This window comes from Streptomyces sp. NPDC087300, from assembly GCF_044744425.1.
Taxonomy (GTDB): Bacteria; Actinomycetota; Actinomycetes; order Streptomycetales; family Streptomycetaceae; genus Streptomyces.
This window is the reverse complement of the sequence record NZ_JBIUYI010000002.1, coordinates 877,950-902,960: the sequence shown is the minus strand read 5'-3', so window position 1 is coordinate 902,960 and position 25,011 is coordinate 877,950. Positions and strand designations below refer to the sequence as shown.

Annotated in this window: 20 protein-coding genes and 1 riboswitch; of the genes, 8 read left to right on the top strand and 12 right to left on the bottom strand. The window is 73.1% G+C overall.

All coding sequences use genetic code 11. The features are described 5' to 3' along the window. Positions 1-77: 77 nt before the first annotated feature. The 5 genes from ACIO9J_RS09610 to ACIO9J_RS09590 form a co-directional block, all read right to left on the bottom strand. Entirely contained in the window at positions 78-1,832 is a 1,755-nt protein-coding gene (locus tag ACIO9J_RS09610) for an ABC transporter substrate-binding protein (protein WP_401995142.1), read from the bottom strand. Between the two features lie 102 nt (positions 1,833-1,934). Further along, a complete protein-coding gene (locus ACIO9J_RS09605) occupies positions 1,935-2,939 on the bottom strand; it encodes an ABC transporter permease (protein ID WP_055544820.1) in 1,005 nt (334 codons plus the stop codon). A 408-nt stretch (positions 2,940-3,347) separates the two neighbouring features. After that, positions 3,348-4,160: an enhanced serine sensitivity protein SseB C-terminal domain-containing protein gene (locus ACIO9J_RS09600; RefSeq protein WP_401995139.1), complete on the bottom strand. Its 813-nt coding sequence runs from the start codon at positions 4,158-4,160 to the stop codon at positions 3,348-3,350. A 119-nt stretch (positions 4,161-4,279) separates the two neighbouring features. Continuing rightward, positions 4,280-5,059 carry an enhanced serine sensitivity protein SseB gene (locus tag ACIO9J_RS09595; protein ID WP_401995136.1) on the bottom strand — a complete coding sequence of 260 codons (780 nt, stop codon included), beginning with the start codon at positions 5,057-5,059 and terminating at the stop codon, positions 4,280-4,282. Between the two features lie 64 nt (positions 5,060-5,123). Next, a complete protein-coding gene (locus ACIO9J_RS09590; protein WP_401995942.1) occupies positions 5,124-5,813 on the bottom strand; it encodes an AAA family ATPase in 690 nt (229 codons plus the stop codon). A gap of 130 nt (positions 5,814-5,943) precedes the next feature. Continuing rightward, a riboswitch (glycine riboswitch) is annotated at positions 5,944-6,059 on the top strand. A gap of 149 nt (positions 6,060-6,208) precedes the next feature. On the opposite strand from ACIO9J_RS09590, the gene gcvT reads away from it, so the two are divergent. The 4 genes from gcvT (at position 6,209) to ACIO9J_RS09570 (ending at position 10,647) form a co-directional block, all read left to right on the top strand. Continuing rightward, entirely contained in the window at positions 6,209-7,342 is a 1,134-nt protein-coding gene (gene gcvT, locus ACIO9J_RS09585) for a glycine cleavage system aminomethyltransferase GcvT (RefSeq protein WP_401995133.1), read from the top strand. 100 nt (positions 7,343-7,442) lie between these two features. Further along, entirely contained in the window at positions 7,443-7,820 is a 378-nt protein-coding gene (gene gcvH / locus ACIO9J_RS09580; protein WP_401995130.1) for a glycine cleavage system protein GcvH, read from the top strand. Positions 7,821-7,843: 23 nt separating this feature from the next. Continuing rightward, complete coding sequence (glyA, locus tag ACIO9J_RS09575; RefSeq protein WP_401995127.1) at positions 7,844-9,106, top strand: serine hydroxymethyltransferase; 1,263 nt, start codon at positions 7,844-7,846, stop codon at positions 9,104-9,106. Between the two features lie 170 nt (positions 9,107-9,276). Continuing rightward, complete coding sequence (locus ACIO9J_RS09570) at positions 9,277-10,647, top strand: L-serine ammonia-lyase (protein WP_401995124.1); 1,371 nt, start codon at positions 9,277-9,279, stop codon at positions 10,645-10,647. A gap of 21 nt (positions 10,648-10,668) precedes the next feature. Here the strand turns inward: ACIO9J_RS09570 and ACIO9J_RS09565 are convergent, their stop codons facing one another. Next, a complete protein-coding gene (locus ACIO9J_RS09565) occupies positions 10,669-12,228 on the bottom strand; it encodes an alpha/beta hydrolase (protein WP_401995122.1) in 1,560 nt (519 codons plus the stop codon). A 121-nt stretch (positions 12,229-12,349) separates the two neighbouring features. Next, on the bottom strand, positions 12,350-12,988 hold the full coding sequence (locus ACIO9J_RS09560; protein WP_401995939.1) for a winged helix-turn-helix domain-containing protein: 639 nt from the start codon (positions 12,986-12,988) through the stop codon (positions 12,350-12,352). Between the two features lie 230 nt (positions 12,989-13,218). Here ACIO9J_RS09560 and ACIO9J_RS09555 point away from each other — a divergent pair, with 230 nt between their 5' ends. The 3 genes from ACIO9J_RS09555 to ACIO9J_RS09545 are packed head-to-tail and all read left to right on the top strand — an operon-like array spanning position 13,219 to position 18,343. Then, a complete protein-coding gene (locus ACIO9J_RS09555) occupies positions 13,219-13,344 on the top strand; it encodes a hypothetical protein (RefSeq protein ID WP_401995119.1) in 126 nt (41 codons plus the stop codon). 11 nt (positions 13,345-13,355) lie between these two features. Continuing rightward, positions 13,356-15,317 (top strand): HSP90 family protein, encoded by a 1,962-nt coding sequence (locus ACIO9J_RS09550; protein ID WP_401995116.1) that lies wholly within the window; start codon positions 13,356-13,358, stop codon positions 15,315-15,317. Then, positions 15,314-18,343, top strand: coding sequence for a tetratricopeptide repeat protein (locus tag ACIO9J_RS09545; protein ID WP_401995113.1), 3,030 nt, complete (start codon positions 15,314-15,316; stop codon positions 18,341-18,343). Before ACIO9J_RS09550 ends, ACIO9J_RS09545 begins: the two co-directional genes overlap by 4 nt. A gap of 56 nt (positions 18,344-18,399) precedes the next feature. Here ACIO9J_RS09545 and ACIO9J_RS09540 read toward each other — a convergent pair whose 3' ends face one another. Both ACIO9J_RS09540 and ACIO9J_RS09535 read right to left on the bottom strand, forming a co-directional pair. Beyond that, positions 18,400-21,735, bottom strand: a complete 3,336-nt coding sequence (locus ACIO9J_RS09540; protein WP_401995110.1) for an AAA family ATPase — start codon at positions 21,733-21,735, stop codon at positions 18,400-18,402. Positions 21,736-21,917: 182 nt separating this feature from the next. Continuing rightward, the gene (locus ACIO9J_RS09535) at positions 21,918-22,577 is read right to left on the bottom strand and encodes a GNAT family N-acetyltransferase (RefSeq protein WP_401995107.1); all 660 of its coding nucleotides are present in this window, start codon (positions 22,575-22,577) and stop codon (positions 21,918-21,920) included. 193 nt (positions 22,578-22,770) lie between these two features. Here ACIO9J_RS09535 and ACIO9J_RS09530 point away from each other — a divergent pair, with 193 nt between their 5' ends. Next, positions 22,771-22,983, top strand: coding sequence for an EF-hand domain-containing protein (locus tag ACIO9J_RS09530; RefSeq protein ID WP_401995104.1), 213 nt, complete (start codon positions 22,771-22,773; stop codon positions 22,981-22,983). A gap of 108 nt (positions 22,984-23,091) precedes the next feature. Here ACIO9J_RS09530 and ACIO9J_RS09525 read toward each other — a convergent pair whose 3' ends face one another. Genes ACIO9J_RS09525 through ACIO9J_RS09515 form a run of 3 tightly spaced genes read right to left on the bottom strand, consistent with a single transcriptional unit; the run spans position 23,092 to position 24,858 of the window. Further along, on the bottom strand, positions 23,092-23,922 hold the full coding sequence (locus ACIO9J_RS09525) for an ABC transporter ATP-binding protein (protein ID WP_401995101.1): 831 nt from the start codon (positions 23,920-23,922) through the stop codon (positions 23,092-23,094). Next, entirely contained in the window at positions 23,919-24,206 is a 288-nt protein-coding gene (locus tag ACIO9J_RS09520) for a hypothetical protein (protein WP_401995098.1), read from the bottom strand. The genes ACIO9J_RS09525 and ACIO9J_RS09520 overlap by 4 nt, the downstream gene beginning before the upstream one ends. Positions 24,207-24,213: 7 nt before the next feature. After that, positions 24,214-24,858, bottom strand: a complete 645-nt coding sequence (locus tag ACIO9J_RS09515) for a MerR family transcriptional regulator (RefSeq protein ID WP_401995095.1) — start codon at positions 24,856-24,858, stop codon at positions 24,214-24,216. Positions 24,859-25,011: the final 153 nt, after the last annotated feature.

Genomic DNA, 25,011 nt, shown 5'->3' with positions numbered 1-25,011 from the left:
GCCATCACCTGCCCTTCGGACTGGCGGGATTCGGCGGCGATGTGACGGTCGATCAACTACTGGTACTGCGAAGGCGGTTACTTCGTGACGCCGAGCGAGACGTAGTCGTAACGACCGTTGTACGCGTCGGACATGTAGGCGTTGGTCAGCCTCGAACCGCGCCAGGTGATGTTCTTCTCGTAGAGGAAGGGCATCCAGTCGGCCTGGTCGAGGATCCGCTTGTCGAGCTCCTTGTAGACCTCGCCCGCCTTGACCGGGTCGGTCTCCGCGATGGCCTTGTCGAAGAGCCCGTCGATCTTCTTGTCCTTGATCTGGGACTCGTTGTAGTTACCGGTCGGGTTCAGGAAGCGGCTGTCGAACAGCGGCTGCGCGTAGCCCTGGCCGGACGGGAAGTCCGGGCCCCAGCCGCTCATCGTCATGCCGTAGCCGCGCTTCTTCACGACGGAGGGCGAGCCGGTGATGCTGGAGGTGTCGGCACCGTCGAGGGCGTCGACGTCGACCTTGATGTTGGCCTTCGCGAGCTGGGCCTGGAGTGCCTCGGCGGCGTCGACCTCACCCGGGTTGTTGTTGCGCGCGGTGAGCTTGGTGCTGAAGCCGTTCGGCATCTTGCACTGCTTGAGCTCGTCCTTGGCCTTGGCCAGGTCCGGCTTGCCCTTGCGCTTCAGGACGCCGTACGGGTCGTAGTCGCTGTGACCGGGGATCGCCACGGGGAAGGTGCTGTTGGCGATGTCACCGGCCGCGACCTTGCCGCCGCGGGTCTGCTGGAGGCTCGCGAAGTCCGTGGCGTAGAAGACGGCCTTGCGGCAGTGCTCGTTGTCGAACGGCTTCGCGGTGTGGATCAGCGCGACGTAGCGCACGAAGGACGTGTGCATGTTGTCGACGTTGGCACGGTGGTCCGAGACCGCGGTGACGCGGCCGGACTGGGTCATGCCCGTGCCGTTGAGGTCGACGTCGAAGTCGCCCTCCATCAGCTTCTTGTCGTTCTCCTCCAGGTTGGCGGAGATCGTCACGTCGATCTTGTCCGGCAGCGCGGCGCGGATCGGGTCCGAGGACTTCTTCCACTTGTCGTTGCGGACCAGCACGATCTTCTTGTTGGACTTGTACGTCTGGAACTTGTACGGGCCCGAGGAGAAGGGTCGCTGCGTGTACTTGGCCTTCGTGTCCTTGGCCTCCTTCACCGGCGAACCGGTGGGCATGGCCAGGAACTGCTCGAAGTCACCGTTGCGCTTGGGCAGCTTGAAGATGATCGTCTGGTCGTCGGGGGTCTCGATCGCGTCCAGACCGCCCTTGTCCTTGTACGGCCCCTTGTACTCCTTCTTGGGGTCGAGCGTCTGGCGGATGTAGCCGGGACCACCGGTGATGGTGTCCGTCGCCCAGGCGCGCTCGATGCCGTACTTGACGTCCTTGGAGGTCAGCTTGGAGCCGTCCTCCCAGGTGAGGCCGTCACGCAGCTTGTACGTGTAGGTCTTGCCGTCGTCGGAGATCTTCGCGGTGGAGGTGGCGAGGTCCGGGACCAGCTTCGTACCCGCCTTGCCCGGCTTGGTGTCGTAGGACACCAGCTGGCGCGTGTAGAAGCGCATGAAGTCCCACGACATGCCGTAGTAGGCACGCTGGGGGTCGGCGGAGTCCAGGTCCTGCTTGCCGACCATCTTCAGCGTCCCCCCCTTCTTCTTGGACGCGTTGGCGACCTTGTCGAGCGCCGCGTTGTAGCCGGCACCCTTTCCGCCGTCGCCGTCACCGTCACCGCTGCCGCAGGCCGTGGTGGTCACCAGCGCCGCGACGACGAGGGCCGCACCAGCGGTGAGCCGTCGTTTCGAGGAAACTGTGGGCATTTTCTCGTAACCTCCGAGATTCGCGGTCCCTGGCCATGAGCTGCCGGAGAACCATGGGTAGAGCCACCTGACATGCGGCAGGGGCAAGTCAGTTGAGGACTTCTAACGCGTCCCCTTCGGGTCGAGCGCGTCCCGCAGCCCGTCGCCGAAGAGGTTGAAGGCCAGGACCGTGATGAAGATCGTCACGCCCGGGAAGACCATGAACATCGGATCGTGCTCGTACGTCTCGAGCGCGTCGCGCAGCATGCCGCCCCACGAGGCCGTCGGCGGCTTCACGCCGGCGCCGAGGAAGCTGAGGGCCGCCTCCGTGAGGATGTTGGTCGGGATCATCAGCGTCGCGTAGACGGTGATGGGGGCGACCAGGTTGGGCAGCAGCTCGCGGAAGAGGATGTGGCGCCGGCCGCCGCCGAGGCTGCGGGCCGCTTCGACGTACTCGCGCTCACGGAGCGAAAGGGTCTGGCCTCTGACGATCCGTCCGACGTAGGGCCAGCCGAAGAAGCCGATGACCATGACGAGGATCGCGACGCGCACGCTCGTGCCGGTCAGGCCGAGCAGGTCGTCCGGCAGGACGGAGACCAGGGAGATGATGAAGAGCAGCTGCGGGAAGGAGAGCAGCACGTCCATCACTCGGCTGATCAGCGCGTCGACCCAGCCGCCGAAGTAGCCCGCGATGATCCCGAAGAGGGTGCCGAGGGCGACGGCGACGATGGCCGCGAGGAACGCCACGAGGAGCGAGATCCGCGCGCCGTAGACGATGCGACTGAAGACGTCACGGCCCTTGTTGGGCTCGACGCCGAAGAGGAAGTCGCTGCTCACTCCGCCGAGCGCGCCCTTGGGCAGGTTGGTCAGCTCGTCGAGCTTGTCCTGGTGGAAGTCGTTGGGCGGATGCCCCAGCAGGCTCACGATCAGGGGCGCGAAGATGGCGACAAGCACCAGGACCAGCACCGTGATGCCGCCGGCCAGGGCGACCTTGTCCCGCTTCAGGCGGTTCCAGGCGATCTGCTTGAGGGACCGACCCTCGACCTTCTTCACCCCTGCATCAACTGCGGGAGCGACGTCCTCGGTCGGGTCCGCGTCCGCAGGTGTGTCATGCAATGGTGCCGTCATCGTGGCAGGGACCCCTCTCAACCGGTGGTGACCGGCCCGCACTTGCCGCTGTAGCGACGTGATCAGTCCGTCGTACACAGGGGCGAAGGCCCCTTGGAGCGGGAGTCTTCATCCCCGTCGCGATCTGTTACCAGTCTTGAAGGGGAAAGGATGCGCAAACGTGATGCTGATCGAGGTGTTCCGTTATGCGGACGCCGGTGAACGAGGGTCGAACACGGGGCAGTTGGGGTGCAAGGCGCCACAGGAGCCCATAGGGCCCCACCCGCATCAGAACGGACATCACGCCCGTTATCGCTGCTCAGTACCGCGGTGCGGGGTCGCGCAGGGTGATGTGCGCCCGTCGGGGGTGTCGCGAGGGGGGCGCGAGGGGGCGCTAGGGGTGTCGCGTACGGCGGTGCGGCTGCCGGCTCAGTACTGCGCGGGGTAGCCGTAGCCGCCGGCCGGGGCGGGGGCCGCCTGGGCCTCGCGGTCGTAGAACGGCCGGGCGTTGGCGCGCAGCCACATCGCGACCGGGTCGTCCTCGTCGGACATCGCGACGGTCGACACCGGCAGCCCCTCGGGGACGGCCCCGATGGACTGCTGCATCATCGTCCGCACCGCGTCGACCGACGGCGGCGACGTGTCGTACACGTCGAGGCCGATGGCCAGATATGGCGCACCGAGCGCGGGCTGCACCCAGGCCCTGCGCAGCGAGCGGACCACCGGAGTGCGGTGCGCGTTCTGCGTCAACAGGGCGTAGAACTGGGGGATTTCGATGCTCGGCTCGGTCAGCCTGAGCGGTCCCGCGGGCAGCAGGTCGAGGCCCGACGCGATACGGCGCAGATCCAGCCAGGGGATGCCGACGCCGCCGCCCGGCGCGTGCGGGTTGAGCCAGAGGCCGTAGTGATCGGGATAGAGGGTGCGCGAGACGTCGATGCCGCGCACCACTTCATAGCTGCGGTTCCAGCCACTCGCGGAGAGCTCCTGGGCGGACGTCACACACGGTGCGTAACCGAGCCCGTCGATCTCCATGTTCCCGTACTGGGCGTCGGGGGAGCCGGACTGGCCGTGCCAGAGCAGCATCCACACCTGGTCCGCGGCGAGTGCGCGGAGCAGTGCCTCATAGGCGTCGTAGCGCCCCGGCGTCACCTGGCGCAGCGCCTGCTCGACCTGTCCCCCGAGGCTCGAACCAGCTCGTCCAGGGGAGACCCCATCGCCCGCGGCCGTGCCCGACGCACTCACCCGTAACCGCCCCTTCATGACGAATCCGACGCACCCCGCCGCCGGGCACCACTGAGTCCCGGCCGGGACATGGAACCAGCTTAAGCGGCGATCCCGGCGCGGACTTGACGTACGCGGCCTCAGGCCGCGCGGTGATAAAAGGGCCGGACCCGCTCGCGCAGCCAGTCGCCCACCGGGTCCTGTGCCACGTCGAGCAGTACGAGGTTCACCGGCCACGGCGCGGGCACCTGGCCGAGCGCCCGGCCGAGGGCCTCCATCGGCAGGTCGCGGGCGCCGCCCTCCCAGGTGGACAGCTCGACGCCGATGAACAGGGTCGGGTCGTCCGTCTCGACGTCGGCCAGGCAGCGGCGCGCGGTGAGCACCACGCCCGTCGCCTCGAACTCGCGGCCCGCCGCGGCCAGGAAGTCCACCGGATCGTGCTGCCAGTCCGGCTCGTACAGACGTACCCGCCCGCCGCTCGTGGGCCCGTCCAGCGGGGTGCGGCCTGCGCGGCAGAGCTCGGCGACGGCCTCGGGCGGCAGCGGGACGCCGACGGTGCCGTCCGGGTTCAGGGCGATGCCCAGCTGCGGGGGCAGCCCGCGCGCGAACTCCACGGCGGGCGCCACGGTGTGGCCCATCCGGTCCGCCGCCTCGCCGAGCGCCTGCCGGAACTGCTGCTCGGAGCTGAAGACGGGCACGTACGCCTGGCCTTCGATCTCCAGGGTCGGCAGGTCGAGCGTGCCGTTCTCGGGCCCTCCGCCGTTCGGCAGCGGGATCCAGATCGGGCTGCGCCCGAGCACCTCGACGATGCGTCCGCCCGCGGAGGCGCCGGCGCCGAGGGAGGCGGCGAGCACCTCCTCCAGTTCGTTGCCCGGCCATCCGCCGTACGGATGGGCGTGTGCCTGCGCCGGAAAGTCCATCTGTCCAACCCCTGCTCGCGACCGCTCTGCCTGCGGCTCGAACCCTAACGCCCCCGGCGGCCGGTCAGCCCTCGAAGGTGATCCCCCGCAGCACGCCCGCGGCCCGCCGGTCCAGGAGCACCGCGGAGCCGCAGCCGCCCGGCAGGTGGCCGCGCTCGGCGGCGCCGACCAGCCGGGCCACCGTTCTGCGGTGCCGGGCGAAGGCGTACCGGGAGACGCCGCGGCCGCGCGCCCGCTGGCCTTCGAGGGCCGTGCCCGCGGGCACGTCGAGCAGCAGCAGGTGCAGGGTCGCGCCGCGCCGCGCGGCCTCGCGGGCCAGCCAGCGGCGCACCCACGCCTGGGTGCCGCAGTCGTGCACGACGACGCTCTCGCCCGCGCGAAGGACCCGGCGCAGGCCCGCGTAGTGCGCGAGGCGGACCAGCGGGCGGTAGACCGCGTAGGGCAGCCGCCGCGGCATGCGGCGGGCCCAGCGGTCACGGGTGTCCTGGGAGTCGATGCGCGGGCCGCCGACCGCCTGCCGCATCAGCGTGGACTTGCCGCCGCCGGGCAGCCCCGAGACGACGACCAGGTCGCCCGCGGCGAAGGTGAGCCGGTGCGGGCTGTGACCGGCTCGCCGCCTGAGGTCCCTGACGACGGCGGCGGGGAGCGGGACACAGCTCTCCCTGGCCGGGGCGGTGGCCTGCCCCGGCAGCGCCACCCCCGTGGTCGTGGCGTAGACACTGGCCTTGCTGCGCACCGTGATCGGCCTCCCCATAGCGGTCACGTACTGCTTCCCCGGCAAGTGTAAAGAGAAGGTAATGCGGCACAAGAGGATTCCCGGGCCACGGCTCCCCCTCGACAGGGTCGCGTGCAATGATGTGCCCGCCAACTCCATACCGGCCGTTTGAATCCGCGCGGGAGAGTTCCCGGCAGCCGTCGTACGACTACGGACGACGCACCGGGGCGCCGAAGGAGCAAGTCCCTCCCTTGAATCTCTCAGGCCCCGTACCGCGCGGGCGAGGCACATCTGAAAAGCGGACCGCCCGTGCGGTCCCACCCAAGGTGCAAGCCGGACGTCCCCCTCTTCGGGGCGCTTCCGGCGAACCTCTCAGGTTCCGATGACAGATGGGGAGGATCGACCTCGCCCGTCATGCCCTGGGAGTTCCCTTCATGAGCACTGCCCCCCGTCTGACCTCACTCGATGCCGTGCATCGTGCGCTCGGTGCGACCATGACCGACTTCGCGGGCTGGGACATGCCGCTGCGCTACGCCAGCGAGCGCGAGGAGCACAACGCCGTACGCACCAAGGCCGGCCTCTTCGACCTGTCCCACATGGGCGAGATCACGGTCACCGGGCCCGAGGCCGTCGACTTCCTCAACTACGCGCTGGTCGGCAACATCGGCTCGGTCGGCGTCGGCCGCGCCCGCTACACGATGATCGTCGCCGAGGACGGCGGCATCCTGGACGACCTGATCGTCTACCGGCTCGGCGCGGCCGAGGCCCCCGAGTACATGGTCGTCGCCAACGCCTCCAACGCGCAGGTCGTGCTGGACGCGCTGACCGCCCGCGCGGACGGCTTCGACGCCGAGGTCCGCGACGACCGCGACGCCTACGCGCTGCTCGCCGTCCAGGGCCCCGAGTCCTCCGGCATCCTGAAGTCCCTCACGGACGCCGACCTGGACGGCCTGAAGTACTACGCGGGCCTGCCCGGCACCGTCGCGGGCGTGCCCGCACTGATCGCCCGCACGGGCTACACCGGCGAGGACGGCTTCGAGCTCTTCGTCTCGCCCGGCGACGCGGAGAAGCTGTGGGGCGCGCTGCTTGAGGCGGGCGCGCCGGTCGGCCTGGTCCCCGCCGGGCTCTCCTGCCGTGACACGCTGCGCCTGGAGGCGGGCATGCCGCTGTACGGGCACGAGCTGACCGCCGCGCTGACGCCGTTCGACGCCGGTCTCGGCCGGGTCGTCAAGTTCGAGAAGACCTCCCAGTCCGACACCTTCGTGGGACGCGCGGCCCTGGCGGCCGCCGCCGAGCGCGCCGAGGCCGCGCCGCCGCGCAAGCTGGTGGGCCTGATCGCCGAGGGCCGCCGGGTGCCGCGCGCCGGGTTCTCCGTGGTCGCCGAGGGCAAGGTCATCGGCGAGGTCACCTCGGGTGCCCCCTCGCCCACGCTGGGCAAGCCGCTCGCCATCGCGTACGTCGACGCGGCGCACGCGGAGCCGGGCACGCCGGGCGTCGGTGTCGACATCCGCGGCACGCACGAGCCCTACGAGGTCGTGGCGCTGCCGTTCTACAAGCGCCAGAAGTAGCGCCCGCCCACCGGCGCCGGACACCGCGTCCGCCCCGCCGCGTGCCGCACTCGGCCCACCCGTTCATCAGCACTCCCCCGCGTACAGGAGAATTCAGGTCATGAGCAACCCCCAGCAGCTGCGTTACAGCAAGGAGCACGAGTGGCTGTCGGCCACCGAGGACGGCGTGGCGATCGTCGGCATCACGGAGCACGCGGCCAACGCGCTCGGTGACGTCGTCTTCGCCCAGCTCCCCGAGGTCGGTGACACGGTGACCGCGGGCGAGTCCTGCGGCGAGCTGGAGTCGACCAAGTCGGTCAGCGACCTCTACGCCCCGGTGACCGGCGAGATCGTCGCCGCCAACCAGGACGTCGTCGAGGACCCGTCGCTGGTCAACTCCGCCCCCTTCGAGGGCGGTTGGCTGTTCAAGGTACGTATCTCGGGCGAGCCGGACGACCTGATGTCCGCCGACGAGTACACCGCATTCACCGCCGGCTGACCCATACCGATAGGGATCGTGTGATGTCGCTTCTCAACACCCCCCTCCACGAGCTGGACCCGGACGTCGCCGCCGCCGTCGACGCCGAGCTCCACCGCCAGCAGTCCACCCTGGAAATGATCGCCTCGGAGAACTTCGCTCCGGTCGCCGTCATGGAGGCCCAGGGGACCGTCCTCACCAACAAGTACGCCGAGGGCTACCCCGGCCGCCGCTACTACGGCGGCTGCGAGCACGTGGACGTCGCCGAGCAGATCGCGATCGACCGGGTCAAGGACCTGTTCGGCGCGGAGTACGCCAACGTCCAGCCGCACTCGGGCGCCTCCGCCAACCAGGCCGCCCTCTTCGCGATCGCCCAGCCCGGCGACACGATCCTCGGCCTGGACCTGGCGCACGGCGGCCACCTCACCCACGGCATGCGCCTGAACTTCTCCGGCAAGCAGTTCAACGTGGTCGCGTACCACGTGGACGAGGCCGGCCTGGTCGACATGGCCGAGGTCGAGCGCCTGGCCAAGGAGAACAGCCCCCAGGTGATCATCGCGGGCTGGTCCGCCTACCCGCGCCAGCTCGACTTCGCCGAGTTCCGCAGGATCGCCGACGAGGTCGGTGCGAAGCTGTGGGTCGACATGGCGCACTTCGCCGGGCTCGTCGCCGCGGGACTGCACCCCAACCCGGTGCCGTACGCGGACGTGGTCACCTCCACCACGCACAAGACCCTCGGCGGCCCGCGCGGCGGCATCATCCTGGCGCGCAACAAGGACTTCGCGAAGAAGCTGAACTCCGCGGTCTTCCCCGGCTTCCAGGGCGGCCCCCTGGAGCACGTGATCGCCGCGAAGGCCGTCTCCTTCAAGGTCGCGGCCTCCGAGGAGTTCAAGGAGCGCCAGCAGCGCACCCTGGACGGCGCCCGCATCCTGGCCGAGCGCCTGGTGCAGGACGACGCGAAGGCCGTCGGTGTCGGCGTGGCGTCCGGCGGCACGGACGTGCACCTGGTCCTGGTCGACCTGCGCGACTCCGAGCTCGACGGCCAGCAGGCCGAGGACCGCCTCCACGAGGTCGGCATCACGGTCAACCGCAACGCCGTCCCGAACGACCCGCGCCCCCCGATGGTCACCTCGGGCCTGCGGATCGGCACGCCCGCGCTGGCCACCCGCGGCTTCGGCGCCGACGACTTCCGCGAGGTCGCCGACGTCATCGCCGAGGCCCTCAAGCCGGGCTTCGACGCGGAGTCCCTCAAGGCCCGCGTGACCGCTCTGGCCGACAAGCACCCGCTGTACCCCGGCCTGAAGTAGTTTCGTACGCTTTTGTTCGTACGTACGAAACATCGGGGCACCCCGCACACTGGACAGTGAACAGTGAGCTGGGTGCCCCGCACCACGTCCCGCGCACTTCCTGCACCGCCTTGTACTTCTGCATCACCCCGGCAGACAACGGCGTCTACCAACCACCATTGGAGTTTCCCGTGGCCATCTCGGTCTTCGACCTGTTCTCGATCGGCATCGGCCCGTCCAGCTCCCACACGGTCGGTCCGATGCGCGCCGCCCGCATGTTCGCGAGCCGCCTCAAGAACGAGGGCCTGATGGCCCACACCACCGCGATACGGGCCGAGCTCTACGGCTCGCTCGGCGCGACGGGGCACGGCCACGGCACGCCGAAGGCGGTCCTGCTCGGCCTGGAGGGCGAGTCGCCGCGCACGGTGAACGTGGAGTCGGCCGACGACCGCGTCGAGGAGATCAAGTCCACCGGGCGGCTCAACGTGCTCGGCATGCACGACATCGCCTTCGACTTCGACGCGGACCTGGTCCTGCACCGCCGCAAGGCGCTGCCGTACCACGCCAACGGCATGACGATCTTCGCGTACGGGCACGACGGCGCGCTCGTCCTGGAGAAGACGTACTACTCCGTGGGCGGCGGCTTCGTGGTGGACGAGGACGCCGTGGCGGGCGAGAACCCGATCGTCCCCGACGACACCGTCCTCAAGCACCCCTTCCGCACCGGCGACGAGCTGCTCCGCCTCGCCGAGGAGACCGGCCTCTCCATCTCCTCGCTGATGCTGGAGAACGAGAAGGCGTGGCGCACCGAGGAGGAGATCCGGGCGGGGCTCCTGGACATCTGGGGCGTCATGCAGGCGTGCGTGTCCCGCGGCATGTCCCGCGAGGGCATCCTGCCCGGCGGCCTGAAGGTCCGTCGCCGCGCGGCCAACTCGGCCCGCCAGCTGCGCGCCGAGGGCGACCCGCAGGCCCGCGCCATGGAGTGGATCACGCTCTACGCGATGGCCGTGAACGAGGAGAACGCGGCGGGCGGCCGCGTGGTCACCGCCCCCACGAACGGCGCCGCGGGCATCATCCCCGCCGTCCTGCACTACTACATGAACTTCGTGCCCGGCGCCGACGAGGACGGCGTGGTCCGCTTCCTGCTCGCGGCCGGCGCGATCGGCATGCTCTTCAAGGAGAACGCCTCGATCTCCGGCGCCGAGGTCGGCTGCCAGGGCGAGGTCGGCTCCGCCTGCTCGATGGCGGCTGGCGCGCTCGCCGAGGTGCTCGGCGGCTCCCCGGAGCAGGTGGAGAACGCCGCCGAGATCGGCATGGAGCACAACCTGGGCCTGACCTGCGACCCGGTCGGCGGCCTCGTCCAGATCCCGTGCATCGAGCGCAACGGCATGGCGGCGGTCAAGGCCGTCACCGCCGCGAAGATGGCGATGCGCGGCGACGGCTCCCACAAGGTCTCCCTCGACAAGGTCATCAAGACCATGAAGGAGACCGGCGCGGACATGAGCGTCAAGTACAAGGAGACGGCGCGGGGCGGGCTCGCGGTCAACATCATCGAGTGCTGAGGCGGCGCCCCCGCGCGGGCGTCAGCAGGTGGCTCCGGAGCGGACCGGCTCCAGGTCGATGAGGTAGTCGTCGACGGCGTCGGTCACGCAGGCCCCGGCGCGGCCGTACGCGGTGTGGCCCACGCCCTCGTACGTCAGGAGCATCCCGCCGGGGAACTGCCCGGCCAGGCTCTTCGCCTCCTCGTAGGGCGTGGCCGGATCGCCCGTGGTGCCCACCACCAGGACCGGCGGCACGCCCTCGGCGCTGACCCGGTGCGGGCGTCCGGTCGCGGGCGGCCAGTCGGCGCAGGTCAGCTCGTCGACGACGCTGGACGTGCCGTAGACGCCCGCGGCCCGCTCGGCGGGGCCGAGGGCCTTCCAGTAGTCGGCGGCGGCGCGCGGGTGCGGGGTGTCGAGGCAGCTCACGGCGACGATCGCCTCGTCGTCGTTCTCGGGCGCCGCGCCGCGGGCCCGCCTGCCGGACGCGGTGGCCGGTTCCTCCCCCCGCGCCAGCTCCGCGAGCCGCGTGCCGTCGCCGTCGGCCGCCGCGCCGAGCGCCTCGGAGAGGTCCTCCCAGTCGTCCTCCGGGGCGTACATCGCGCCCGTGACGACGTCGAGCAGCGTCCTGGCGTCGACGTCGTACAGCTCCTCGTCGTCGACCGGCAGCGGCTCACGCGCCGCCTCCTCGTACAGGCCCTCGATCAGCTCGGAGATCCCCGCCGGGCTCGCGCCGGGGCAGCTGTCGCCCGCGACGTCGGCGCACCGCTCCGCGTAGTCGTCCACGGCCCGACGGAAGCCGGTGCCCTGACTCACCGCGCGCTCACGCCAGTCCAGGGACGGGTCGATCGCGCCGTCCAGGACCAGCGCGCGGACGCGGTGCGGGAACTGTTCGGCGTACGCGGTGCCGAGGCTCGTGCCGTACGACCAGCCCAGGTAGGTCAGCTTCTTGTCGCCCAGGGCCGCGCGCAGGACGTCCAGGTCACGGGCCGCGTCGGCCGTGCCGACCTGCCGCAGCAGGCCGCCGCTCGCCCGCACGCACCCGGCCGCCTCGGCGCGGGCGGCGGCGAACGCGCGGGCGCGGTCCTTCGCGGTGGCGGGGGTGATCGGCTCGGGCGCCCCCTCGTCGTCCCCCTCGGACTCGGCGCACCGCACCGCGGGACGGCTGCCGCCCACGCCCCTCGGGTCGAAGGAGACGATGTCGAAGCGGGCGCGCACCTCGGCGCCGAACGCCTCGCCGCCGTCCGACCGCAGGTCGCTCACGCCGGAGGCGCCGGGCCCGCCGGGGTTGTACACGAGCGAGCCGAGGCGTTCGTCCGGTCCCGCGGTCGCCGCCTTCGCCACCGGCAGGCTGAAGGTCCCGCCGTTCTCGGGGTGGCCGTAGTCACGGGGCACGGTGAGCCGCGCACACCGCAAGGCTGGTGTGTCCCCTTCGCCTCGCCCGCAGTCGGTCCACTTCAGCGTCTGGCCGTAGAACGGCTTGAGCGCGGCCCGCCGGGCGGGATCGCTCGCCCGGTCCCCCGCGTCGGCCGTGGCACCGCAGCCCGCGAGTGACGCGGCGGCCAGACAGGCGGCCAGGGGCAGGGCGAGAGCGCGGCGGTTCAACGGGTCTCCCAGGATCGGTGCGGGGCAGCTGCCAGCATGCACCGACCGTGCGGGGGATGGATCAAGGGGTCGCCGGTCCGCGTCCGGGGGCGGGCGGGGCCCGTACGTACGGTGGGCCGGTTCAGGCCGGGTCGGCGGCGAGCCGGTAGCCGATGCCGCGCACGGTGCGGATCAGCTGCGGGGTCCCGAGCTTGCGGCGCAGTTGGGAGACGAGCACCTCCAGGACGTTGGAGCGCGGCTCCGGCGCCCCGTCCCAGCAGCTCGCGACGATGTCGGCGCGCGGCACGACCTGGCCGGGGCGGGCCGCGAGGAGCTCAAGGACGGCGAACTCACGGCCGCTCAGGTCGATCGGCGGTCCGCCCCTGTGGACCTGCCGCCCGGCGATGTCGATCCGCACGTCGCCGACGCGGTACACGGCGGGGCCCGCCTGCCGCGCCCCTCGGCACAGACTCCGCACACGGGCCACGAGTTCGGGCAGCGCGAACGGTCTGACCAGCGGATCGTCGCCGGCGGCCGAGGCACCCCCGTCGGCGAGGAAGAGCACGGGGACGGTCCGCCCCGCGCGCCGCAGCCGCGCCACGTGGGCGGCCGCGTCCCCGGCGGGCAGCGTCCGGTCGAAGACCGCGCAGTCGTACGCGGTGACGAACGACGCCTCGTCGGCGGCGGGCAGATCCGCGCTCTCGTCGACGTCGAACCCGGCGGCACGCAGGGCGGCGGCCACCGCGAACCGCAGACCGTCGTCGTCCTCGACCAGGAGCACTCGCACGGCGCCCACGATAGCGATCTCGGAGGGGGCGGCGGGTCGACGGTTGCGCAGGCGGTCGACGGCTCCGTAGGCGCGCGACGGTTGCGTAGCCGATTGCGTAGTTCTACGGATGCCCGAACCCCCGCACGTTTGGCATGCTCAGCCCGGATGTATGCGCATCCATCCGGAGCCCGGCCCCCTTCCGGGCTCCGGAAGCCGCACCCGCCCCCGACCGAGGAACGCACATGGGCCTGCCCGACGGCATCCGGAGCCTGTTCTCCCTCTCGTACGCGTACGACGTGTCGCCCTTCTCGTACGACGCGGACGCGGACGGGCCCGTCGGCAGCCACCGGAACCGGACGGGGCGATAGGCGCCGGGCGGATGTCACACAGCTTCCAGGTCGACCTGCGCGGGCTCGTCGACCTCCTCTCGCACCATCTGTACTCCAGCCCCAAGGTCTACCTGCGCGAGCTGCTCCAGAACGGCGTGGACGCCGTGACCGCGCGCCGGTCGTTCGAGCCGGACGCGCCCGCCCGTGTGCGGCTGTACCCCGGCGACGGTGAACTGCGCGTCGAGGACAGCGGCGTCGGCCTCACCGAGGCCGAGGTGCACGGGCTGCTCGCGACCATCGGCCGCAGCTCCAAGCGGGACGGCCTGGAGAGCGCGCGGGCCGAGTTCCTCGGGCAGTTCGGCATCGGGCTGCTCGCCTGTTTCGTCGTCGCCCAGGAGATCCGGGTCGTCAGCCGTTCGGCGCGGGAGCGGTCGGCGCCGCCCGTCGAGTGGCGGGCCCGCGACGACGGCTCGTACACCGTCCGCACGTTGCCCGCGACGGCCCGCGCCGAGCCGGGCACGACCGTGCACCTCACCGCGCGGGCCGGCTGCGGCGACTGGCTCGCGGCCGGGCGGGTCACCGAACTCGCCCGCCACTTCGGCTCGTTGCTCCCCCACGACGTACGCGTCGGCGACGTGCGCGTCTCCGAGCGCCCGGCCGTCTGGGAGCGCGCGCACCCCGGCCCGGACGCGCGCGGGGCCGCGCTCGCCGCCCACTGCCGCGACACCTTCGGCTTCGCGCCGCTGGACGCCGTCGAGCTCGACGTGCCGCTCGCGGGCCTGCGCGGCGTCGCGTACGTGCTGCCCACCGCGGTCAGCCCCGCACAGCGCGGCGCCCACCGCGTCCACCTCAAGGGCATGCTCCTGACCGAGCGGGCCGATGAACTCCTGCCGGACTGGGCGTTCTTCGTGCGCTGTGTCCTCGACGCGGACGGCCTGCGGCCCACCGCGTCCCGCGAGAGCCTCTACGACGACGACACCCTCGCGGCCGTCCGCGAGGTGCTCGGCGAGCGGATTCGCGGCTGGCTCACCGAGCTCGCCTCCGGTGACCACGAGCGGCTCACGCACTTCCTCTCCGTCCACCACCTGGGCGTGAAGTCCCTGGCGCGGCACGACCCCGGGCTGCTGCGCGTGATGCTGCCGTGGCTGCCGTTCGAGACGACGCAGGGCACGGTCCCGCTGGACGAGTTCGCCCGCCGCCACCCGGTGGTGCACTTCACCCGCTCCGCAGAGGAGTTCCACCAGGTCTCCGCCATCGCCGCCGCGCAGGGCATCGGCGTCGTCAACGGCGGCTACACGTACGACGCCGAACTCGTCGAACTCCTGCCCACCGCACGGCCGGGCAGCGTGGTGGCCGAGCTGGACACCGACACGGTCACCGCGCACCTGGACACCGTGGCCCCCGAACGGGAGCTGGCGCTCGCCCCGTTCCTCGCCGTGGCCCGCGCCGCGCTGGAACCGCTCGGCTGCGACGTGGTGCTCCGCGCGTTCCGGCCGGTCACCGTCCCCGCCCTGCACCTGGACGACCGCGACGCCCGGCACGAACGGGCCCGCGCCGAGACGGCGGAGGCCGCCGACGGACTGTGGGCCGGCATCCTCGGCTCGCTGCGCGGCGGGCGGCCGCGCGCCCGGCTCGTCCTCAACCACCTCAACCCGCTGGTGCACGGCATGGCCAGGGCCCCCGACCCGCAGCTCGCCGCCACGGCGGTCGAAGCGCTGTACGGGCAGGCCCTGCTGATGTCCCGGCGCCCGCTGCGCCCCGCCGACTCCGCGCTCCTGAACCGGGCCTTCCTCGGGCTGCTCGACTGGGCGGTGGGGCCGCCGGGCGGGGACTGGGGCGCGTACGCGGACGAGGGTGCGTACGGGGAGGGCTGGACGGCATACGGGCCGGCCGGTCCGGGTTCCGGTCGCGGTCCGGGTCTCGGTTCCGGCGACGGCTCTGCCCCCAACCCCGACTCCGACCCCGACTCCGACTCCGACCCGACCGAACGATCCGCCGGGGAGCCCCGATGACCGCCCGTCCGAGCCACGAGATCCGCGCCGATGTCCTGCGGCTGGACGACGAGCCCTACGGCAGCGCGCGCAACGCCCGCGCCGAGGCGCTCACCGACGAGGCGGCGGCCACCGGTGACCGGCCGCTCCTCGTGGAGGCGCTGACCGCGCTGGTCCACGCGTACTCGTTCAGCGCCGAGTGCGACAAGATGTTCGTGCCGTTCGCGCGGCTGCTCCGCCTCTACGACGAGCATCCGGCGGACTTCGACGAGGAGGACGTCCACCAGCTGCACTGGATGTTCAAGTGGGTGGCGGGGGACGCGCGGCAGCAGCACGACGTGCCGCTCGCCTCCATCGAGGAGTGGCTGACCGAGATGCGGCGCCGCTACCGCGTCGCCGGATACTCCGAACGGGCCGTGCACGGCTGCGAGTTCATGCTCGCCCGGCATCTGGGCGACACCGCGCGCGCCGCCCGCGCGCACGCCGCGTGGACGGCCGCGGCGCGCGACGAGATGTCCGACTGCCTGGCCTGCGAGTGCGCGCTCGACGGGCTCCGGAGCCTGGAGCGCGGCGAGGACGCCGACGCGCTGGAGCGCTGGGGTCCTGTCCTCGACGGCACCCACGGCTGCAACCGCGAGCCGCACGAGACGCTCGCCTGGTCGCTGCTGCCGCTGGTCCGCCTCGGCAGGACGGACCAGGCCCGCGCCCACCATCTGCGCGGCTACCGCATGGTCCGCTCGGACGAGACCTTCGGACCCGTCGTCGCCCTGCACATCGAGTTCTGCGCGCTCACCGGGAACGAGCCGCGCGGCCTGGAGATCCTCGCCGAGCAGGGCGCGCGCTGGCCCCGCACCGGCGACCCGCTCGCCCGCCACGACTGGCTGGTGAGCACGGCTCTGCTCATGCGCCGCCTGGTCGAACTGGGCCACGGGGACAGGCCCGTACCGGGTCCCGCGCCCGCCCCCTCCGGCCAGGGGTGGACGGCGGCGACACTGCTCGACCACGCACGCACCGAGGCGCTGGACCTGGCGGCCCGCTTCGACCGGCGCAACGGCACCACGGCGGTCTCCGACCGGGCCCACCGTGCCATGACTGCGAAGCCGCTGTGCGGGGCGCTGCCGCTGGGGTTGAGGGGGGAGGCGCTGGGGCTGGGAGCCGAAGCGCCGGGGCCCGGAGCGGATACCTCCGGGCTCGAAGCGGAGGGCTTCGGCGAGGACCGCCAACCCCCGCACCAACTCCTCCTCCGTGCCCGCGAGTTCACCCGCCTCTCCCACCCCTCCGCGGGCGCCGCCTGGCAGCAGGTGATCGAGGCACTCGTGGCGCGTGGCGAGGTGTCCCTCGGGGACGGCGATCGCGCCGATCAGCTGGACGCCGTCGCGCTCGGGCTCGGCGCGGATCAGGTCGGCCACGGAGTCGGCCTGTTCAGGCAGGCGGCCGAGTGTCATGAGCGGGCCGGGCGGCACGGGAGCGCTCTTGTCTCGCGGGCGAGGGCTCTGCTGTGCCGGCCGGATGCCGCGACCGCGCCGGAGACTCCGGAACGGCTCGGGCAGCTGTGGGCGCGGGCCGAGGCGCTGCACCGCGAGGGCGCGGCCCGCACCGCCGACGTGGCCACGCTCTGGCTGCTGCACTGCCGGGCGCGCGCCGCACGGCTGGCGGGCGGGGTGCCGACGGCGGCGGACCCGAGAGATGAAGTGGCCGCGCTGGAAGCCGAGTTGCATCGGCTCATCGACTTCGCTCGGCGCCACCTCGACGACCCCGCCGTCCTCACGGCCATCGCGGAGGCCACGGAGCTGCTCGGCCTGCTCACGGTCGCCGACGACCCGGCCGCCGCCGTCGAACTGTTCCGTACCGCCGTCGCCCGCCACCACGAGTCGGGCCGACCGTGGTTCGCCGCCAACGCCGAGATCCAGCTCGCCACGGTGCTGCTGAGCCGTGGCGACGGGCAGCGGGCCGCCGGCGTCGTACGCGGCGTCCTCGACGATCCGGAACGGGTGCCGCTGCTCGCGCCGCGCGACCGGGCACGGTTCTGCCTGGTCCTCGCCCAGACCCTGACCGGCCCCGACGCGCCCCCGGAGGAAGGCGCGCTGCTCGTCGACGCCGCGCACTTCGCCGATCTGGCGGGCGAGAGCGCGGGCCTCGGCGCGCTGGCCAGGCTGCGGCTCGGCGGGTACTACTGCGAGCGCGGCCGGCACGACGAGGCGGCGGCCGTCCTCGAAGCGGTACTGCCCGACCTCACGTCGGCGGGGCACGACCCGCGCGACGTGGTGCGGGCCCGCGTCTGGCTCGCGCACTCCCATGCGAGTACGGACGAACCCGCCCTGGCCGCGGAGCAGTTCGCGCTCGCCGCCGACGCCGCCCGCGACTGGCCCGACCAGCGCCACCACGCGGCGCTGACCCAGCAGGCGGCGCGGGCGCTGGGACTCGCCGGGCTCGGGGCGGAGTCCCTGCGGGCGTACGAGCGCGCCGCCGAGCTGTGGCGCGGGCTCGGCGAGCACGCGGCGGCGGTGCGCGTACTGCGGGCCCGCGCGTGGGAGACCCGGGGCACGCAGGGACCGGCCGCCGCCGAGCACGTGATGGCGCGGGCCCTCGACCTCTGCGAGCGCGCCGCGGAATCCGCGGCGGACGACGCGGGCCGCACCGAACTGCGCATCGAACTCGGCCGCACGTACCTCCAGTTGGCCCAACTGCACCTGGAACGCGCCGACGGTCCGCCCGCTCACGCGCAGGGCACTCATCCCCGGGATCGGAACGGCGCCGCCAACGTCACCGCGTACGAACGGGCCCTGGACCGCGCGCGCCTCGCCGCCGAGGCGTTCGGGGCCTGCGGCACGGCCGGGCACGGCGATCTCTTCCCGGCCGAACTCCTCGCCGTACGCCTGGAGTCGGGCCTCGGGCGGCACACGGCGGCGGCCGAGCGGGCCGCGCGCCTCGCCGCGCGGCTGCGCGGACTGCCCGACCAGGACGGCTCCCTCGCCGAAATCGCCGCGCTGTGCGACGAGTTCGCGCGCGGGGGCGACCAGCACCCTCGCGGCGGTGACGGCGCATGAGTGCGGCACGGCTCCGCGTATCTGGAGGCCGGCCCGCGGGGCGAGGTGATCGCCGTCTACCCGCGCGAGGGCTGACCGCGCCCGCCGGAGCCGCGCGCCACCAGTGAGGCGAGGGCGGCGCGCGAGGTCACGCCGGTCTTGCGGTAGACGCGGGCGACATGGCTCTCGACCGTGCGGGTGCTGAGGCAGAGCCTGGCGGCGACGGCCTGGTTGGTGAGGCCCTCGGCGACCAGCGCGGATATCTCGCGCTCGCGCGGCGTGAGCGCGGCGAGCAGGCCGCCGGGATCCGTGTCGGCGACCCCTGCGGAGACCGGTGGCGCGACCGGACCCGGTGGCGCGGCGGAGCCGACGGACGTACCCGGGCCGGGCACCGTGGCCGCGCCGGGCGGCACGGCGGAGCCCCCCGGCCCTGCCGCACCCGGCGACCACCCGACCGAGCCCGACGCACCCGCCGACCCCAGTGCCCCCGCTACCCCCGTCGCCCCGGCGGCGTCCGGCCGGCCCGAGGCCACCGTCGTACGCCGCGGACCGAGCAGCCCCAGCGGCCCGCTTCCCGGCTCCCCGGGCAGCCACCCCGAGGGCACCGAGGCTTCCGGCACACCAGCCGCGAAGGGGCCCGCCGAACCGGACGGGCCCGAGGGATCCCAGGGAGCCCACGCATCCGACGAAGCGGAGTAGGCGGCCGGATACCCCTCCCGCTCCCCGTCTCCCCCATCCCCCTCTTCGCCGCGCCCCGCCCCGTCCGCGAGGCCGACGAGCAGCAGTGCCCCGCCCTCCTCGGCGATGCGACGGCCCCGGCGCCACATCGCGGCGGCCCGCGCGGCGTCCCCCGTGGCGCGCACCAGCGGGGCGCCGAGCAGCAGGCTCTGCGCCTCGCGCAACGCGGCCCCCGCGCGGCCGCTCTCCTGCGCGGACTCGGTGAACGCCCTTGCCGCCGCTTCGAGTTGACCATGCCGCTGGGCGACCAGGGCGACGGCGCGCAGTGCGGCGCCCCGCTGGGCGGGCAGCCCGAGCCGGTCGGCCTCGTCGAGCGCGCGGTCCGCCCAGCGCTCCGCGTCGGCGAGGTCGCCGGTGGCGAGGGCCGAAGTGACGAGGAGTTCGAGGAAGTTGGGCCGTACGGAGGGCTGGAGCCGGGGCAGGTCGTGGCCGCCGCCCGCGCTCAGCAGGATGTCCCGTACGCGGTAGGGGTCGCCCGCGCCCAGCGCGGCGTAGGCGAGCTGGCACCGGGAGAGCGTCGCCCACCAGCCGTCCAGCGTGCCCACGGTGGCGGCCGCCTCCTCCGCGGCGGCGAGCACCTCGGGGTCGCCGAACGGGCGTGCCTGCATGAGGATCATGGCGCGGATCGCGCGTGCGAGACCGAGGAGTTCACCGCCGCCCAGGGTGCGGGCGACCGCCACGGACTCGTCGGCGAGGGTGAGCGCCGCGGTGACGCGGCCCGTGGTGAACCTGGCGTACGCGCCGCAGAGCAGCAGTTGGGAGAGCGCGAAGGGCCGCCCGGAGCGCCGGGCGATGTCGACGCCGCGCTCGACGTGGCGCACGGCGGCCGCGTAGTCGTCGAGGAACGCCTCGCTCCAGGCGAGGCGGACCAGGGACTCGCACTGCCCCGCGAGGTCGGCGTCGGTCAGGACGTCGGTGAGCGCGGCGGCCTCCGCGGCGTGCGTACGCGCGGTGGCGGTCGCCCCCTCGTGCGCCTCGCCGATGGCGGACAGCGTGAGCGCCTCGGCGGTACCGGGTTCGTCGCCGCGGGCGCGGGCGTCGGCGAGGGTGCGGGCGAGTTCCTCGCGGACCTCGGGGAAGCGGGTGGCGAACAGGGCGCGGCAGCCCCATTCGACGACGAGCGCGGTGCGGCGGGCGCCGGTGGGTCCCGGGCGCCGGTCCAGTTCACGGCGGAGCAGCGCGCCGGCTTCGGCGTAGCGTCCCAAGTGCCGTTCCATGAAGGCGCATTGGACGACGGCGGCGGTGCGCAGCGCATCGCTGTCACCCCTGGCGGCGTCGTCATCGCCGTCCGGGGCCGGGCCGCCATGGTCGTCGATCAGCCGGTGGAGCAGGTCCCGGCTCTCCTTCACGGCGCCGGTCATGCCGAGCGCGGTGGCGAGCCGGAGCGTCAACTCGCGTTGCTGGACGCGGTGTTCTGGGTGGTCGGGAAGCACCCGGAGTACGGCTCCGAGGAAGCGGGCCGCGTCGGCGGGCGCGGTGGCCGCCACCCGTTCCGCCGCCTGCGTCAGGACGGCGGCAGCGGCCGGGTCCCAGCGGGTCAGCGACCGGTCGATGTGGCGGGCCCGGTCGGCGAGCGGGGCGCCGACCGCGGCGAGTTCGGCGGCGGCGGCACGGTGCAGCTCCTGGCGCCGCCAGTGGTCGATGCCCGCGCGCAGCCGGTCCCACAGGAGCGGATGCCGGGGCGCGAGCCGTCGCCGTTCCGGGTCGGGCCTGAGCAGATCGCGCGCGACCAACCGCCGCAGAACCAGCACGAGTTCGGCACGTTCCGAGCCGACGAGGGCGCCGATCGAGTCGGTGGTCGCGTGCTCGCCGAGCACGGCGGCGGCCTCCAGCGCGGCACGCTCGGCCGGGGCGAGCGAGGCCAGCTCGTCGAGCGGCGCGCCCTGCCCGTCCCGCGCGCCGCACCACCCTCCGTTCAGCAGCCCGAGAAAGTAGAAGGGGTTGCCCTGGCTGGCGGCGTGCATCTCCTCCACCCGCTCGCGCGGCACTCCTGCCGCGAGCCCGTCGGCGCAGTCGGCGAGGCCGAGCGGGCCGAGGCAGACGCGCAGTACGGCTCCGGTGTCGACGCCCCGGGTGAGCGCGGCGCCGAGCGCGGCGGGGCTCTGGCGTTCGCGCCGGGCGACGGCGATGAGCAGGGGCGCGGGGACGGGGTGGCGTACGAGATGGTCGAGCAGCTCGGCGGAGGCGGCGTCCGCCCAGTGCAGATCGTCGAGGACGACGACGAGGCCGGGCGCGGGCAGCGCGCCGAGCGCGGCGGCGGCCGCGCGGCACAGCCCGAACAGGTCGTCCCCGGCACTCTCCCCCGACAAGCCCCGTACGGCCGGGGGCAGTTCGGCCAGCGAGGGGAAGGCGCGCGCGGCGCGCGGGTCGAGCTCGGCGAAGGCGTCGGCGAACGGCCGGAACGGCCGGTTCAGGGACCGCTCCCCGGCCCGCCCGCGCAGCACGGTCGCGCCCCGTGCCCTGGCCCGCGCCGCGAACTCGGTGAGCAGCCTGCTCTTGCCGATGCCGTGCTCCCCGACGACATCCACGACGACGGGGACCTCACCGTGCCCCGCCGCCCCGGCCCTGACCTGACTCCCGACCCTCCCGAGCACCCCTTCGAGCCGCCCGAGCTCCCCCGACCTGCCCACGAAAGGCGCCCGCTGGGCGGCCCCCGCCCCTTCGAATCTCTCCACCACGTTCCCCTCACGGCGGCACACGGCCCCCTCGGTCACGTTGTACCGCACACACCCCGCGCGGTCGGCGGGCCATGATCTCAGTTTGTGAACAAGAAGTGGTGAAAGGTCTCGTTTGAAGAACGAACTCCGCATTGCCGGTGTTCAGACCGCCCGGTGATGCATCACCTGGCGAAGAGCCATCACCTCGCGAAGAGCAAGGCCTCCGCCCCCACCGGCCGGTACCCCGCCGCCTGGAAGGCCCGCACGCTGCGCGCGTTGCCCGGCGCCTGCTGCGCCCAGACCATGTCGCCGTGCGGTACGAGATGGCGTGCCGCGCGGGCCAGCTCCCGTCCGAGCCCCCGGTGCCGCGCGTCCTCCCCCACCTCGACCGACGTCTCCCACCGCCCGGCCACGCCCCGCCCGATGACCAGCACCCCGCCCCCGTCCGACGCCCACACCCGCACGTCGTCCCGGCGCTTGCGGGCCCGCGCGACCCGCGGATGATCCGGATCGTCGATCTCCCTGAGCCCGAGTCCGGGCACGGGCCCGCCCGGCAGCGCGGGCGCGACGGTCAGCAGGTCGACCGTGTCCACCGTCCGCCCGGTGCGGTCCATGAAGGCGGCGAGGAAGCGCGCGTTGAGGCTCGCGGCCAGCGGATCACAGTCGAGCGCCCCCAACGCGGACCGCACCCACCGGGGATCCTCGTCGGTGAAGACGACCGAGTGCGCGGTGAAGGCGACGACGCCCGCGTCGCGGTGCCCCGGCTGCGGCACGACGGTGGTCGACCCGTCCGCCACGGGAAACCGCCCCCGGGCGGCATCGTCAAGGATGCCCCCGAGCGTGCCGGACGCGCTCGCCATGGACGTACTCCTCATCAGCCGGTGCCAGGAAGGCCGTTACCTTAACCTTCGCCGTCCGCACAGCCCACGTTCCGGGCGAACGATGTCCCACCAGGCCCGATCACCGGCCCAGGACGCACTCCTCGTGAACCGCCTCCGAGGGCGGCCGTTACCCTGACCCCCGTCAGTAGTGCACCAAGAAGGGGTGGATCCGGTGGCGGACATCGAGGAAGCGCGCAAGACGTTCGAGCGGTTCGACACGGACGGCGACGGCTTCATCACGGCGGCCGAGTGGAAGAGCGCCATGGCGCAGATGGGCGACTTCTACGTCACTGAGACGGTCGCCGAGGCCGTCATCGGTACGAAGGACACCGACGCGGACAAGCGTCTCTCGTTCGACGAGTTCTGGGCGAGCCTGAACAAGTAGGCGGTGCCGACGGCACGGAGGGGCCCCGCACACGCGATTCGCGCCAGGTGAGGTGCGATGCGCGAGGTGTGCGGGGTCCTTTCACGCGCGCATGCATGCACACATGGGTCAGCGCCGTGTCTGCGGCGTGCCGCGGCTCGTCCGCACCGTCCAGCGGCCGTCCCTGCGTTCCAACCGCACGGGATGGTCGAAGCACTTGCTGATCCGGTCGTCGGTGAGCACTTCGTCGACCGGACCTGATGCCAGCGCCCTGCCGTCCCTGAGCAGGAGTGCGTGGGTGGTACCCGCGGGGAGTTCCTCCAGGTGGTGGGTGACCAGGACCGAGGCGAGTTCCGGGTGGGCCGCGCGCAGGGTGTCCAGGCTGTCGAGGAGGCGTTCGCGGCCCGCGAGGTCGAGGCCGGTGGCCGGTTCGTCGAGGAGGACAAGGCGCGGCCGCGGCATCAGGGCGCGGGCGATCAGGGTGCGGCCGCGTTCGCCCTGGGAGAGCGTGGGCCAGCGGGCGTCCGCGCGGTGCCCGAGGCCGAGCAGCGTCACGAGACGGTCGGCGCGCTCCTCCTGCTCGGGCGTGGGGCGCCAACGGGGCACCGGTTCCACGCTGTTGGTGAGCCCGGTCAGGACGACGTCGCGGACCGGCAGCGCCGAGCGCAGCGGATGCCGTGGGTTCACATGACCGACGTACGCCCGCAGGTCGCGCAGGTCGACGCTGCCCAGGCGGCGGCCGAGCACCTCGACGGTGCCGTACGTGGGGTGGGTGACCGCGCCGCAGAGGCTGAGCAGGGTCGACTTGCCCGCGCCGTTGGCGCCGAGCAGCGCCCAGTGCTCGCCGGGGCGGACGGTGAGCGTGACGTCCGCGAGGATGGGCCGTCCGTCGCGGACGACGGTGACGTCGGCCGCGTGCAGGACCGGCGCGGGACCGGTCACGTCCGCGGGGTCCGTCATGCGGTGGCCTCCGTCCGGTTCACCGCGGCGAGCGCCGCCCGTACGGAGGCGGTCGGGACGTGCGCGAGCCGGGCCGCGTGGACGCCCCGGGCGTAGAGGTGCGGAGCGAGCGTCATCAGGCTCACGTTACCGGTGCGCTCGCCGTTGCCCGCGAGGCCCCCCGCCACGCACCGGCCGGGCAGGCGCGGCGAGTTCGTCGCAGGCGGGACGCCGGTGCCGCGGGTGCCGCCGGTGCCGCGGGTGGCACCGAGGTCGCCGGTGCCACCGAGGCCGCCGGGCCCCACAGGCCCCTCAGCCCACCCCCTCCCCCTCACCCCCATAAAGCCGCGCCGACACGTCCACATGCGCCAGCCGCCGCAGCGCGTTGAAGACCGCCTCGCCGAGCACCGTGCCGATCACCACGCTCTCCACCAGGTCGTCGACCGCGCCCCGGCGGCCCACGTAGCCGAGATCGGCGCGGGCGACGGCCTCGGCGGCGTCGGCGTAGTCGTCGAGGAGTTCCGTGAACGCGCCGTGGCCGACGCGGGCCATCGCGGCCAGCGCTCGGGACAGGTCCTCGCCCGCGGGGTTCGACTCGTGCGCGTGCCAGCCGCGCCGTGCGATCAGTTCCTGGACGGCGTCGCGCGCGGCCGTCGCCTCGGCGTCGTCGTCGGTGGCGCCTGCCCCGCCGAGCCGGTCCGCCGCGGCGCCGAGCACCTTGTGCAGCGGGCGCCCGGGGTCGTCGATGGCTCCGAGCACCTCCGCGATCGCCGCCACCTTGAGGCCGCCGACGTCGAGGAGCGCGCGGATCAGCCGCAGCCTGCGCTCGTGCGTCTCGTCGTAGTGCGCCTGGTTGGGGCTGCTCAGCTCGCCGGGCGCGAGCAACCCCTCCCGTACGTAGTACTTGATCGTCGGCACCGGCACCCCGGTCCTGCGGCTCAACTCGCCTATGCGCACGGCCTGTCCACGCTCCTGTCCATCGAACTCCCCTTGCCAACCCCCTCCCCATCATAGATAGTTGCGCTATCGGATAGCAGATAGCGCCGCTATCCATAATCACCAACCGCCTTCCCTGGAGGGGATCCCTGTGCCCTTATGGCGTTCCTGGCA

Bases quoted from the DNA above. Each gene is read 5' to 3' on its own strand.
- ACIO9J_RS09555 (WP_401995119.1), top strand. From the start codon at position 13,219: ATGGGCCTGCCCGACGGCATCCGGAGCCTGTTCTCCCTCTCGTACGCG.
- ACIO9J_RS09525 (WP_401995101.1), bottom strand. From the start codon at position 23,922: ATGACGGACCCCGCGGACGTGACCGGTCCCGCGCCGGTCCTGCACGCG.
- ACIO9J_RS09550 (WP_401995116.1), top strand. From the start codon at position 13,356: ATGTCACACAGCTTCCAGGTCGACCTGCGCGGGCTCGTCGACCTCCTC.
- glyA (WP_401995127.1), top strand. From the start codon at position 7,844: ATGTCGCTTCTCAACACCCCCCTCCACGAGCTGGACCCGGACGTCGCC.
- gcvH (WP_401995130.1), top strand. From the start codon at position 7,443: ATGAGCAACCCCCAGCAGCTGCGTTACAGCAAGGAGCACGAGTGGCTG.
- ACIO9J_RS09610 (WP_401995142.1), bottom strand. From the start codon at position 1,832: ATGCCCACAGTTTCCTCGAAACGACGGCTCACCGCTGGTGCGGCCCTC.
- ACIO9J_RS09595 (WP_401995136.1), bottom strand. From the start codon at position 5,059: ATGGACTTTCCGGCGCAGGCACACGCCCATCCGTACGGCGGATGGCCG.
- ACIO9J_RS09545 (WP_401995113.1), top strand. From the start codon at position 15,314: ATGACCGCCCGTCCGAGCCACGAGATCCGCGCCGATGTCCTGCGGCTG.
- gcvT (WP_401995133.1), top strand. From the start codon at position 6,209: ATGAGCACTGCCCCCCGTCTGACCTCACTCGATGCCGTGCATCGTGCG.
- ACIO9J_RS09590 (WP_401995942.1), bottom strand. From the start codon at position 5,813: ATGGGGAGGCCGATCACGGTGCGCAGCAAGGCCAGTGTCTACGCCACG.
- ACIO9J_RS09535 (WP_401995107.1), bottom strand. From the start codon at position 22,577: ATGGCGAGCGCGTCCGGCACGCTCGGGGGCATCCTTGACGATGCCGCC.
- ACIO9J_RS09605 (WP_055544820.1), bottom strand. From the start codon at position 2,939: ATGACGGCACCATTGCATGACACACCTGCGGACGCGGACCCGACCGAG.